Below are 13009 nucleotides of genomic sequence, written 5' to 3' on the forward strand. Positions count from 1 at the left end.
CGCTGCGGCGACAGGTTCGGCGGCGACCGCGGGCGGCGTGTCGACGACGGGCGACTCGGCCGGCCTGGCCTCGGCCGCCTTCGCCTCCGCGACCTTCGCTTCTGCGTTCTTCGCGTCGGGATCGTTGGGCTTCACCGGCGACGGGCGCGCCTGAAGCTCAAGGCGGTGCGCCTTGCCGATCACGGCGTTGCGGCTGACGCCACCCAGCGCTTCGGCGATCTGGCTGGCGGTCTGGCCGGCTTCCCACATCGTCTTGAGCGTCTCGATACGCTCGTCGGTCCAGGACATGTTCGTTCCTCAGTCTTCGGGTCGGCCGGTATAGTCTTCGTCAACCGGGTTGCGGGCGACAGCGGCAGCGATTACCCGCAACCCCCATGAGCAGCCAGCCCCCAATCGGTGAAATCCAGTCGGCGGTGCAATCCGCCCCCGGCGTTCCCGTCATTCGCAACGTGAACTGGGAGGGACTTCGTACCCTCTATATCAAGGAGGTGCGCCGGTTCTTCAAGGTCCAGCTGCAGACGGTGTGGGCGCCGGCGATGACGACATTGCTGTTCCTGATCGTTTTCACCATCGCGACGGGCGCCAAACGCCCCGTGCTGGTCGGCGGCGAGACCGTGATGTTCGCCGATTTCATCGCCCCCGGCTGATCATCAGCCAGGGCATGATGGGCCCCGCCTTCGCCAATGCGAGCTTCTCGCTGCTCGTCGGCAAGATGCAGGGCACGATCGTCGACTATCTTCAGCCGCCGCTGTCGACCGCCGAGCTGCTCGCAGCGCTGGTCGGCGGTGCGGTGACCCGTGCGGTGCTGGTCGGGTGCGTCGTCTGGGCGGCGATGGCGCTGTATCCGGGCGTGCACGTTACGCCGCATGCGCCGCTCGCGATCCTGTGGTTCGGCCTGCTTGGCGCGACCTTCCTCGCGCTGCTCGGCGTGCTGACGTCGATCTGGGCGGACAAGTTCGACCATGCCGCCGCGGTCACCAACTTCGTCGTCGCGCCGCTCTCGCTGCTGTCGGGCACCTTCTATTCGGTCGACACGTTGGCGCCCGCGTTCCGCGCGTTCAGCCACGTCAATCCGTTCTTCTACATCATCTCGGGCTTTCGCTACGGCTTTCTGGCGTTGCCGATTCGCCGGTGATCGTCGGCGGCGTCGTCATCCTGGCGATCGACGTCGTGCTCGCCACCCTGTGCTACATGCTGCTCAAAAGCGGCTGGAAACTGAAGAACTAGCCCCATGACAACCGACATTGCCATCGCCCGCAGCGTCGCGCTGCGCCCCATCGCGCGGGTTGCCGACGCGCTCGGCATCCCCGACGACGCGGTCGAGCCTTACGGCCGGTTCAAGGCCAAGATCGCACTCGACTGGCTCGAAGCGCATGGCCGCCGCGAGGGGGCGCAACGCGGCCGGCTGGTGCTCGTCACCGCGATCAACCCGACGCCGCGGGCGAGGGCAAGACGACGACCTCGGTCGGGCTGGCTGATGCGCTGAACCTGACGGGGCGCAAGACGGTGCTGGCGCTGCGCGAACCGTCGCTCGGGCCGTGCTTCGGGACCAAGGGCGGCGCGACCGGCGGCGGGCGGGCACAGGTCGCGCCGATGGAGGACATCAACCTCCATTTCACCGGCGATTTCCACGCGATCACCGCGGCGCACAACCTGCTCGCGGCGATGATCGACAATCATATCCATTGGGGCAACGCGCTGCAGATCGACGTGCGGCGCGTGGTGTGGCGCCGCGTGCTCGACATGAACGACCGTGCGCTGCGTGACATCGTCCAGTCGATCGGCGGAGTTGCCAACGGCTATCCGCGCGAATCGGGGTTCGACATCACCGTCGCCTCCGAGGTCATGGCGATCCTGTGCCTCAGCGAAAATCTCGCGGACATGGAGCGGCGGCTGGGTGACATCGTCGTCGCCTACACGCGCGATCGCAGCCCCATCACCGCGCGCGACCTGAAGGCGGACGGCGCGATGGCGGTCCTGCTGGCCGAGGCGATCAAGCCGAACCTCGTCCAGACGCTCGAGGGCAACCCTGCCTTCCTTCACGGCGGGCCGTTCGCCAATATCGCGCATGGCTGCAACTCGCTGATCGCGACGCGCGCGGCGCTGGCGCTGGGCGACTATGTCGTGACCGAGGCGGGCTTCGGCGCGGATCTGGGCGCGGAGAAGTTCTTCGACATCAAATGCCGCCAGGCGGGGCTGTCCCCCGATGCGGTGGTGATCGTCGCGACAGTCCGCGCGCTCAAGATGAACGGCGGGGTCGCCAAGGCCGATCTCGGCGCGGAGGACGTCGAGGCGGTCCGGCGCGGTGCGGTCAATCTCGTCCGCCATATCGAGAATATCCGCCAGTTCGGCGTTCCCGCGGTCGTCGCGATCAACCATTTCCATACCGACAGCGAGGCCGAGATCGCGGTCGTGCACGAGGCGGCGAGCGCGCACGGCGCCCGCGCGATCCTGTGCCGCCACTGGGCCGAGGGCGGCGCGGGGGCAACCAAGCTCGCCGACGCGGTGGCCGAGCTGTGCGACACGCATGCCGCGAATTTCGCGCCGCTTTATGGTGACGATCTGTCGCTGTTCGACAAGATCGACACGGTCGCCCGGCGGATCTACCGCGCGGAACATGCGGTCGCCGAGCCCAGCGTGCTCGCGCAGCTCAAGCGCTGGGAGGATGCCGCTATGGCCACCTGCCCGTCTGCCTTGCCAAGACGCAGTACAGCTTCTCGAGCGACCCCGCGCTGCTCGGCGCGCCGACCGGGCATATCGTGCCGGTGCGCGAGGTTCGGCTGGCGGCGGGCGCGGGCTTCGTCGTCGCGATCTGCGGCGAGATCATGACGATGCCTGGCCTCCCGCGCGTTCCCGCAGCCGAAGCGATCCGGCTCGATGCGGATGGGCTGATCGAAGGGCTGTTCTAATCTAATCTGATCCTCCCCCTAGCGGGGGAGGATCGCTCACTTCTTCTTCGGGCGGCGGTGGCGGAGGCGGCGGAACAGGCCGCGCTTCGCGAAGCTCTCGAACATCTCCTCGGGCCCCTCGGGATCGAGCACCTCATTGTCCGCCAGCCATTCCTCGACCGCGGTCAGATCGGGCGCCTCATAGGCGCGCAGTGACTTGCCCTGCCCGCGCAGCCGCTCGATCGTCTCGATCAGCGACCCGGTCTCGGCGATCATCGTGGTCACCACCTCGACATCGACCGCCAGATGCTCGGCGATCAGGTCGTTGCGGATCGCGGTGATCCCCGTGCTCGTCGCCTCGTCATGCGCGCGGATCGCGAGGTCGCATTCGGTGTCGAGCCGCAGCGAACGGTTGTTCATGTTCGACGACCCGAGCCGGAAGATCTGGTCGTCCGCGATCAGGATCTTGGCATGGCAATAGATCGCCTCCCCGCCGCTGGTGTAGGGATGATACATGCGCAGTCGCTTGTGGACGTCGCGGTGCGCCAGCGCGGTCATGAGGCGCGCGCGCGCAGTGTCCATCGCGATCGGCTCGAGCCACCCCTGCGCAGTCACCGGGTTGATGATCACGATCTCGGGCCCGTCCGCCTCGTCGAGACGGCGTGCGACCGCCTCGGCGATCTTGCGCGACGCGAAATACTGGCTCTCGATATAGAGATGCCGTTTGGCACCGGCGATCTGCGCGAGGAACAACGCCTCGCTCTCATGCACCGGGACCTGATCGTCCATTTCGGGTTCGGTCCGCGCGATCGCGACGTCGACATCGCGGAAATGCACGCCGAGCTCGTCGGGCCAGCACGCCGCGCCAGGGTTCGCCTCGGCGATCGGCACGCCGCCGGCCAGCACCCAGCGGTCGCGGAACAGCTGCCCCAATGCGGTCGCGACAGGGCCTGCGACCGCGCTGATCGCGTCGTGCCACGGCTTGTAGGGACGGCCCGAGGGACGCCGCCGCCGCGCATCGTCATGGCGATGCTCGCGCGTGTCCCAGCGGTCGCCGGTCATGTCGATCCCGCCACAAAAGGCGAGGCAGTCGTCGATGATCACGATCTTCTGGTGATGCGACCCCGCGGTCGGATGATGCCCGTCGAGCTTGGTGTGAATACGCGGGTGCCGCATCCACTTCAGCATCGTGAACAGGGTCGAGCCGCGGAACAGCGACTTGATCGCACCGGTGTCCCAGCGGAGCAGGAAGATCTCGAGCTCGGGCTCGCGTTCGACCAGCCACAGGATGAAGGCGCCGAGCGTCGGCGGTTCGCCGGGGCGGTCGACCCCGGGTTCGAGCTGGATCCGCGCATCGAAATCCCAGCCGATCAGCATGATCCGCCGCTTGGCGTTGAGCATGGCGACGCGCGCCTGGCGGAAATATTCCTCCGCATCGACGATCACGGACATCTGGTCCGCGCGTTCGATACGCCAGCATTCGGTTCCGATCCGCACGTCCAGGTCCCCTTGTCGTCGCCGCTTGCGCCCGGCCGAATTCGTTCAACGCCGTAACGACGCTCTGTTTCCGCGCATCGTCAGAACCTATCTGCGGTGCAGATGGCCGCTTCTCCTACCCCGCCGCCGGTGCAGCGCAAGATCATCCATGTCGACATGGACGCCTTCTATGCCTCGGTCGAACAGCGCGACGACCCGACATTGAAGGGACGGCCGGTCGCGGTGGGCGGTTCGCGCGCGCGCGGGGTGGTCGCTGCCGCGAGCTACGAGGCGCGGACCTTCGGGGTGCACAGCGCGATGCCGTCGGTCACCGCGCTCAGGCGCTGTCCCGATCTCGTCTTCGTGCCGCCGCGCTTCGACGTGTACCGCGCGGTATCCGACCAGATCCGGGCGATCTTCGCGCATTTCACCCCGCTCGTCGAACCGCTGTCGCTCGACGAGGCGTATCTCGACGTCACCGCCGATATCCGCGGGGTCGGATCGGCGCAGGCGATCGCCGAGGAAATCCGCGCGCGGATCAAGGCCGATACCGGGCTGACCGCCTCCGCCGGGGTCAGCTACAACAAGTTCATCGCCAAGCTGGCGTCGGACCAGAACAAGCCCGACGGGATCTGCGTCATCACGCCGAAGCGCGGGGCCGCGTTCGTCGCGTCGCTGCCGGTCAAGCGGTTCCACGGCGTCGGCCCGGTCACCGCCAAGCGCATGGAACAGCTCGGCATCCTGACCGGCGCAGATCTGCTCGAACGCCCGCTGGCGTTCCTCCAGGCGCATTTCGGCAGCTATGCGGACTATCTGTACGGGGCAGCACGCGGGATCGATCACCGCCCGGTGCGCGTCAACCGTGCCGCCAAGTCGGTCGGTGCGGAGCGGACGTTCGAGACCAATCTGAGCGATCCGGCAGCGCTGCGCGAGGCGTTGCACCGGGTTGCGGATGCGGCGTGGGTGCGGATCGAGCGGCACGCCACGCGCGGGCGGACGGTCACGCTGAAACTGCGCCATGCCGATTTCCGGACGATCACGCGCGCCCGCTCGTCGAGCGCCGCGGTGGTCGACAAGGCTGCGTTCGTCGCCGCCGGACTGGACCTGCTGATGGCGCAGCTTCCGGTACCGCAGGGCGTCCGCCTGCTCGGCCTCACCCTGTCGGGGCTGGTCGGCGACGAGCCGGACGACGCGCAGCCCGTCCTGCTCTAACCCACCGCTCGATTCGCGGGTGTGGGGTCAGACGCCCTGCGACGGTGCCATGACGCGGGGCGCAGCGGCGGGATCCCCGCCGAGACCGCGTGCTTCCGCCATGGTCCGGGCGATCGCAGCAGGTACCGGGTGCGAGAAGAAGAAGCCCTGGAGATGGCTGGCCCCCGCCAGGCGCAAGGCCTGAACCTGCGCCTCGGTCTCAACCCCTTCGGCGATGACCCCGATGCCGAGTGCGCGGCCCAGACTGATGATCGAATGAACGATCGCCGCGCTTTCGCGCTCGCGGCCCATCCCCTCAATGAAGCTGCGGTCGATCTTCAGGCAGTCGAGCGCGAAGGTGCGGATGTTGTGCAGGCTCGAATAGCCCGTCCCGAAATCGTCGAGCGCGATGCGGAACCCCATGCGGCGCAGTGCGCCCAGCGTCTCTGCCGCACGCTCGGCATCGTCGAAGATCGCGGTCTCGGTAATCTCGATCTGCAACCGGCCGGGATCCACCCCGGCACGGCGGACGCTCTCGCTGACATAGTCGACGAAATGGTGGCGCCGGAACTGTCGCTGGCTGAAATTGACCGAGACATACTGCCCCGGCCACTGTGTCAGGACCGCGAGCGCGTTGCGCAGCACCCAGTCGCCCAGATCGTGGATGAGGTTCGATTCCTCCGCGATCGGCATGAACAGGCCCGGGCTGATCGGGCCGTAAGCCATCGTGTTCCAGCGCAGCAGCGCCTCGAACCCGACCACTTCGATCGATTCGCGCGACACGATCGGCTGGAACACCAGGCTGAGCTCGTTGTTTGCGATCGCTTCGCCGAGCCCGCTTTCAACGCGCCGGCGGAAGCGGATATCCTCGTCCATGCTCTCGTCGAACACGCGCGCCATGCGCCGGCCGCTCCGTTTGGCGTCGTTGAGCGCGAGATCGGCCCGCCGCATGACGTCGACCGGGTCGCTGCCCTGCCCGCCATGCGTCACGACCAGCCCGGCCGAGGCGCCGCCCTGGACGGAACTGCCAAAGACCTGGAGGCTGACCGAACAGGCCGCGATCATCCGTTCGCAGGCGAGCAAGGCGCTGGTCTCGTCCGCAGTGCTGAACAACACACCGAATTCGTCGCCGCCAAGCCGCGCGACCAGCGCACCCTCGGGCGAGGACCGGCCGAGGATCGCGCAGATCTCGCGGATCAGCGCGTCGCCGGCAAGGTGCCCCAGCGTGTCGTTGACCAGCTTGAACCGGTCGAGATCGATCATCACCGTCGCGAACCACCCATCCGCGCGGGTGCGTTCGGCAAGCGCGCGGAGGAACGCCAGCCGGTTGGGCGCGTCGGTCAGCGAATCATGCGTCGCCAGATGGATCGCACGGCTTTCATTGGCCGCCAGCTCGGCGGCCCGGACCTCGAGCTGCGCCACCTGCCGCACGAGCGCTGCACGCACCGCGTTGCAGTCATGGTCGAACTGCCAGCGCTGCGTCAGTGCCAGCGCGGTCTGGCGCAGCTCGGCGCCGACGAACGGCTTGGCGATATGGAAGACCTTGTCGACCGGCCCGGCCACCTTGGCGATCCCGGCGAGCGAGGCACCGTCGAGCGCGGTGACGATCACGAAATTGATGTCGGGGTCCAGTTCACGGATCCGGCGCGCCGTCTCGCAGACGTCGAGCCCCGACGCCATCTGCAGATCGAGGAAGGCGACCGCGAACGGCGCGGGCTCGGCGATGGCGGATTCGACCGCGGCGATCGCGTCGATGCCGGTCCCGACGGAGGTTATCGAAAACGCGTCGGCCTGCGGGTCAGCCGCCGCCGGTTCCGTCCCGAGAATCGCACGGGCCTAGTCGTCATGAACTCCGGGTTCGTCGTCGACAATCAGAATACGCATCGGACACCGTTCCTCGCGATACCTGACCCCGCCCGTATAGGCGGTTTTCCAGGCCCTATCGCGCGGCCCGGTGGGTAGGCATCTGTAATTAATATGACATGAAGGCCGAGCTTCCCGACCCTCCGACCGAGTCACCAAGCGCTTGGCCACCAAGGATAATCGCGCCGAGCGGGCCGGCATTGCCGCCGAGTGCCGGCGGTACGACGAACGTATCGACCAGCGTCGGCTCGGGCAATGCGATATACCCCCCGAGACTGCGCGTCAGCGCGGCACGGACCCGCGGAAACAGATGGCCGGCGCCCATTACCCCGCCACCGATGACGATCCTGCGCGGAATCCCGGTGAGCACGAGCGTGTGGCACAACTGGCCAAGCGCCTCCGCGACGCCCGTCCAGACCGGATGATCGGCGGGGGCCTCATCGGCGGGATGGCCGAGCCGCGCGGCGATCGCCGGCCCCGACACGAGTCCCTCGAGGCAGGCGCCGTGAAACGGGCAACTGCCGATCCAGTCGTCGCCCGGCGTTCGGACCGGCCGGATATGCCCGAGTTCCGAATGCATCAGCCCGTCGACCGGTCGATGCCCCGCGATCAGCCCCGCGCCGACCCCGGTGCCGACCGTCACATAGGCGATATCCGCCAGGCCCTGCGCCGCGCCCCAGCGTGCCTCGGCCAGCGCCGCGCCGACGACGTCGGTATGGAAGCCGGTCGGCACCGCATAGCGACGCTGCAGGCGCCCGGCGACGTCGGTCCCCGCCCAACCGGGCTTGGGCGTCGAGGTGATATGGCCGTAGTCACCACCGCGCCGGTCGATCCCGACCGGGCCAAAGCTCGCAATTCCGATCGCGACGAATCCGCTCCAGCGGTCGAGCACGGCTTCGATCGCGGCGAGCGTCTCATCGGGGGCGAGTTGTCGGAATTCGTACGATTTCCTCGATCGCATCGGGCCCTCGCGCCAGGATGCAGATGCACTTGGTCCCGCCAAGTTCGATCCCGGCCACCAATGGTATTTCGCTCATCCCTGTCCCCAAACCAATGCTTTGGCTGCAGCAATTCGTCCGGCGGGGCAGATCCGTCAAGTTGCTGTAATTTACTCCATGTTAACAACATAAGTCTATCGCGCAAGTCGACTCGTTGCGCATAATGCTGGCGACTGGAGCATAGAAATGCGGGCGATGAAGAGGCGGCACGGCTTGATGCATTGCGCCAATTGCGCCTGCTCGACACCAGCGCCAGCGAAAGCTTCGATCGCATCACCCGGATGGCGGGCCAGATCTTTGGGTTGCCGATCGCCGCAATCTCGCTGACCGATACCGACCGGCAATGGTTCAAGTCGCGCGTCGGGATCACGCACGACCACATCGCGCGGGCCAAGGCCCCGTGCGCGGAGGTCGCCGAGACGACGCAGGGGCTGGTGATACCCGACCTGGCGGCCGACGGCTTCTATGCCAACAGCCCGCTCGCGCAGTCCGGCATCCGTTTCTATGCGGGTGCGCCGCTGATCACGCGGGAGGGCCATGGGCTCGGGTCGCTCTGCGTGCTGGGCGCCGAACCCCGAACCGCCTCGCCCGAGGAGCTTGCCGCGCTGACCGACCTTGCGGCGATGGTCATGGCGCAGATCGACCTCCAGCATGCGGTCGGGCGGGTCGATCCGGTCAGCGCGCTACCCAACCGCTTCCGGTTTCTGGAAGATCTCGACGACCTGGCGCGTGACACGCCCGGCGAGCAGCGCTTCGTCGTGCTGCTCGACCTCGCCCGTGCCGACCAACTGAATGCGCTGATCCGGGTGATGGGCGCCGGCTATATCGAAACGCTCGTCAAGGAATCGGCGCGGACCTTGCGCGAGCAACTGGGATCCGCGCGAACGCTCTATCACGTGGCCGCGACCCAGTTTGCCTTCCTGTCCTCGCCGGGTGCGACCATGCCCGGCTATCTCGACGTGGTGAGCGCCGGGCTCGCGGTCAGTGCCGCGGGCTCGATCGCGCGGTTCGTGACGACGATGGCGGCCGGGATCGTCCCCGTGACGCTGGGCGCGATCCGGTCACAGGAAATCCTGCGCGCCGCGCACAGCGCCGCGCAGGATGCGCAGGCCAAGGACAGCCTGATCAGCGTCTATGCGACGTCGAACGATTCCGAATACCGGCGCAATATCGTGTTGCTCAGCGCGTTCGGCACAGCGCTGGAGGACGGCGCGTCGCTCCGCCTGGTCTATCAGCCGCGGATCGACCTCGGATCACGTCGCTGCGTCGGGGCGGAAGCGTTGCTGCGCTGGAACGACCCGACGCTGGGCGACGTATCGCCCGCGGAGTTCATCCCGATCGTCGAACGGACCACGCTGGCCAAGCCGACCACCGCATTCGTCCTCGACACCGCCCTGAGTCAGCTGGCGGCGTGGCAGGCGTGTGGCGTCTCGCTGCCTCTGTCGATCAACATCTCGGCGACCAATCTCGACGAGGACGGACTCGTCGCGGCAATCGCCGCGGCGCTCGACGCGCACAATGTCGCGCCCGACATGCTCGAAGTCGAGGTGACCGAAAGCGCGATGATGGAGAATTCGGCGCAATCGCTCGCCAGGCTCGAGGCACTGGCGGCGACCGGGGTCCGCGTCGCGATCGACGATTTCGGGACCGGCCACAGCAGCCTGGCCTATCTCCAGACGCTGCCCGCGAGCGTGGTCAAGATCGACAAGTCGTTCGTCGACCCGCTCGACACCGACGACGCCCGCAGCCGGACGGTGATCGCGACGATGATCTCGCTGTCGAAGAAGCTCGGCTTCCGCGTGGTCGCCGAGGGCGTGGAGACCGTCGGCGCCGTCGACACGCTGACGCGGATGGCGTGCGACGAGGCACAGGGCTATGTCTTCGCCCGCCCGCTCGAAGCGCAGGACGTCCTGCCCTGGATCGCGCGGTTCAATGGCGACGACCAGATGCCGCCATTGCCCCACCGCGAGGCGGCCTGAGCCGCGGCGCCCTTATTCGACGGTGACCGACTTCGCCAAGTTGCGCGGCTGATCGACGTCGGTCCCCTTGAGCACTGCGACGTGGTAGGCGAGCAGCTGGACCGGCACCGCATAGACCAGAGGCGCGATCAGCGGGTGGACCTTGGGCATGGTGATCGTTGCCATGCAGCCCTCGCCCGCCGCCTGGATGCCGTCATAGTCGCTGATCAGCACGACCTTGCCACCGCGCGCCATCACCTCCTGCATGTTGCTGACGGTCTTGTCGAACAGCGGCCCCGACGGTGCGATGACGATGACGGGCACATGCTCGTCGATCAACGCGATCGGGCCGTGCTTCATCTCGCCCGCGGCATAGCCCTCGGCGTGGATATAGCTGATTTCCTTTAGCTTCAGCGCACCCTCCAGCGCGAGCGGATAATCCGTACCGCGCCCGAGATACAGCACGTCGCGCGCACCCGCGACGGTGTGCGCCATCGCCTCGATCGCCTCGTCATAGGCGAGCGCGCCGTTGAGCGCGGCGGGCGCCTCGGCGAGGTGACGGACGATCTCGCGCTCCTGCTCGCGGGTCAGGAGGCCCTTCGCGCGCGCCAGATTGGCCGCGAGCGCGGCAAGCACCGCAAGCTGGCAGGTGAACGCCTTGGTCGACGCGACGCCGATCTCGGGGCCGGCATGCGTCGGCAGCAACAGGTCCGCCTCGCGTGCCATGCTGCTGGTCGGCACGTTGACGACAACCGCGATCTTCTGCCCCTCGGCCTTGGCGTGGCGCAGCGCGGCCAGCGTGTCCGCGGTCTCGCCCGATTGCGAGATGAACAGCGCAAGGCCGCCCTCCTCCATCACCGGCGCGCGGTAACGAAACTCGGACGCGACATCGAGGTCGACGGGCACGCGCGCGAACTGTTCGAACCAGTATTTGGCGACCATGCCCGCATAGAAGCTCGTCCCGCACGCGACGATCGTCACGCGCTTGATGGTCGACAGGTCGAATTCGGGGATCGGCAGCGAGACCTCGCCCTCCATCCGCTTCAGATACGAACGCAGCGTCTGCGCGACGACGATCGGCTGCTCGTAGATCTCCTTGAGCATGTAATGCTTGTGGTTGCCCTTCGAGATCACCTCGCCGGTGATCCCCGACAGCGTGATCGCGCGCTCGACGGGCGCGTTGTCGCGGTCATAGACCTGCGCGCCGTCGCGCGTCAGCACGACCCAGTCGCCTTCGTCGAGATAGGCGATACGCTGAGTCAGCGGCGCGAGCGCGAGCGCGTCCGACCCGAGGAACATCTCGCCCTCGCCGTGGCCGACGACCAAAGGCGAGCCGAGCCGCGCGCCGATCAGCAGGTCGGGATGCTGGCGGAAGAGGATCGCTAACGCGAACGCGCCGTGCAGCCGCGGCAGGATCTCGCGCACCGCCGAGATCGGATCGCTGCCGGCCTCGACCTTTTCGCTGATCAGATGCGCGACGACTTCGGTGTCGGTCTCGCTGGTGAAGGTCCGGCCGCGCGCGATCAGTTCGTCGCGCAGCGGTTTGAAATTCTCGATGATGCCGTTGTGGACGACCGCGACCTCGCCGGTCGCGTGCGGATGCGCGTTGTTGGTGGTCGGTCCGCCATGCGTCGCCCAGCGCGTGTGCGCGATGCCGGTCCTGCCGGGCAGCGGATGCGAGGCGAGCTCGTTGGCGAGGTTGACCAGCTTGCCCGATGCGCGCCGCCGCTCGATCGCGCCGTCATGATCGGTCGCGATGCCGGCCGAGTCATAGCCGCGATATTCGAGCCGCTTGAGACCGTCGAGCAACCGCTCGGCAACGTCGTCAGTGCTCAGGATTCCCACGATGCCACACATGCTATCTATCCATTCGTCTTGTCGAGCGAGGCGTGCGACACGCTCCGCATGATCTGGTCAGGTCGGGAACCGCGTGCGATCGGTCGCGCGGGGCGTCACCGACGAGCGGCTTTGCGGGCCACCATCATTTCGCGGAATCGCGCCGCCCAGCCGGGCTTGTCGACCTGGGGCGGACGGACGAGCGCGAGTGCGTCGGCGTCGACGTCGCGCGTGAGCACCGACCCCGCCGCGACGATCGCGCCGCGGCCGACGATCACCGGCGCGACCAGCGCGGAATTCGAGCCGATGAATGCGTCCTCGCCGACGACGGTACGGTATTTGAAGTAACCGTCGTAATTGCAGGTGATCGTGCCCGCGCCGATGTTCGCGCGCGCGCCGATCTCGCATCGCCGATATAGCTCAGATGATTGACCTTCGCGCCGACGCCAATCGTCGCCTTCTTTACTTCGACGAAATTGCCGACGCGTGATCCGGCGCCGAGATCCGCCCCGGGCCGCAGGCGCGCGAACGGGCCGACATCCGCCTTCTCGCCGATCTTCGCGCCCTCGACATGGCTGAAGGCATGGATGACGGCGCCATCCGCGACGCGAACACCGGGGCCGAACACGACGTTCGGCTCGATCGTCACGTCACGCCCGAGCAAGGTGTCGTGCGCGAACCAGACCGTGTCGGGCGCGATCAGCGTCGCGCCGTCCGCCATCGCGGCGGCACGGCGCGTCGCCTGCCAGGCCGCCTCAACCGCGGCGAGCTCGCCGCGACTGTTGACGCCCGCCACCTC

General features: G+C 67.5%; 7 protein-coding genes and 5 pseudogenes. 4 read left to right on the forward strand and 8 right to left on the reverse strand.

Going from position 1 to position 13009, the window contains the following annotated elements; all coding sequences use genetic code 11:
- Positions 1-288 (reverse strand): GcrA family cell cycle regulator (locus NI18_RS19310; protein ID WP_037532469.1); only part of this gene is annotated, 288 nt, incomplete at its 3' end.
- Between the two features lie 86 nt (positions 289-374).
- Between NI18_RS19310 and NI18_RS19315 the strand changes: the two are divergent.
- Together NI18_RS19315 and NI18_RS19320 are read left to right on the forward strand one after the other, a co-directional pair.
- Positions 375-1227 (forward strand): annotated as a pseudogene (locus NI18_RS19315) (ABC transporter permease).
- Between the two features lie 4 nt (positions 1228-1231).
- A pseudogene (locus NI18_RS19320) lies at positions 1232-2909 on the forward strand (formate--tetrahydrofolate ligase).
- 36 nt (positions 2910-2945) lie between these two features.
- Here the strand turns inward: NI18_RS19320 and NI18_RS19325 are convergent.
- Positions 2946-4340, reverse strand: a complete 1395-nt coding sequence (locus NI18_RS19325; RefSeq protein WP_084215314.1) for a phospholipase D-like domain-containing protein — start codon at positions 4338-4340, stop codon at positions 2946-2948.
- A 147-nt stretch (positions 4341-4487) separates the two neighbouring features.
- On the opposite strand from NI18_RS19325, the gene dinB reads away from it, so the two are divergent.
- On the forward strand, positions 4488-5576 hold the full coding sequence (dinB, locus tag NI18_RS19330; protein WP_037532475.1) for a DNA polymerase IV: 1089 nt from the start codon (positions 4488-4490) through the stop codon (positions 5574-5576).
- Between the two features lie 27 nt (positions 5577-5603).
- Here dinB and NI18_RS19335 read toward each other — a convergent pair whose 3' ends face one another.
- Both NI18_RS19335 and NI18_RS19340 read right to left on the reverse strand, forming a co-directional pair.
- Complete coding sequence (locus NI18_RS19335) at positions 5604-7235, reverse strand: EAL domain-containing protein (protein ID WP_347574890.1); 1632 nt, start codon at positions 7233-7235, stop codon at positions 5604-5606.
- Positions 7236-7527: 292 nt separating this feature from the next.
- Positions 7528-8455: pseudogene (locus tag NI18_RS19340) on the reverse strand (ROK family protein).
- Positions 8456-8637: 182 nt separating this feature from the next.
- On the opposite strand from NI18_RS19340, the gene NI18_RS19345 reads away from it, so the two are divergent.
- Positions 8638-10395 carry an EAL domain-containing protein gene (locus tag NI18_RS19345; RefSeq protein WP_306286539.1) on the forward strand — a complete coding sequence of 586 codons (1758 nt, stop codon included), beginning with the start codon at positions 8638-8640 and terminating at the stop codon, positions 10393-10395.
- A gap of 12 nt (positions 10396-10407) precedes the next feature.
- On the opposite strand, the gene glmS is transcribed toward NI18_RS19345, so the two are convergent.
- The 4 genes and pseudogenes from glmS to NI18_RS28180 all read right to left on the reverse strand — a co-directional run.
- On the reverse strand, positions 10408-12231 hold the full coding sequence (gene glmS, locus NI18_RS19350; protein WP_037532477.1) for a glutamine--fructose-6-phosphate transaminase (isomerizing): 1824 nt from the start codon (positions 12229-12231) through the stop codon (positions 10408-10410).
- 95 nt (positions 12232-12326) lie between these two features.
- A complete protein-coding gene (locus NI18_RS28170) occupies positions 12327-12488 on the reverse strand; it encodes a hypothetical protein (protein ID WP_347574891.1) in 162 nt (53 codons plus the stop codon).
- Positions 12484-12618 (reverse strand): annotated as a pseudogene (locus tag NI18_RS28175) (hypothetical protein); the annotation flags it as partial. The pseudogene NI18_RS28175 and the gene NI18_RS28170, both read right to left, overlap by 5 nt.
- 206 nt (positions 12619-12824) lie before the next feature.
- A pseudogene (locus NI18_RS28180) lies at positions 12825-12931 on the reverse strand (hypothetical protein); the annotation flags it as partial.
- Positions 12932-13009: the final 78 nt, after the last annotated feature.

It is taken from the genome of Sphingomonas sp. Ant20 (assembly GCF_000783375.1).
Taxonomy (GTDB): domain Bacteria; phylum Pseudomonadota; class Alphaproteobacteria; order Sphingomonadales; family Sphingomonadaceae; genus Sphingomonas; species Sphingomonas aerolata.

Excerpts from the sequence above, each read along its gene's own strand:
- NI18_RS19325 (WP_084215314.1), bottom strand. The coding sequence starts at position 4,340 with ATGTCCGTGATCGTCGATGCGGAGGAATATTTCCGCCAGGCGCGCGTC.
- dinB (WP_037532475.1), top strand. The coding sequence starts at position 4,488 with ATGGCCGCTTCTCCTACCCCGCCGCCGGTGCAGCGCAAGATCATCCAT.
- NI18_RS19335 (WP_347574890.1), bottom strand. The coding sequence starts at position 7,235 with ATGGCGTCGGGGCTCGACGTCTGCGAGACGGCGCGCCGGATCCGTGAA.
- glmS (WP_037532477.1), bottom strand. The coding sequence starts at position 12,231 with ATGTGTGGCATCGTGGGAATCCTGAGCACTGACGACGTTGCCGAGCGG.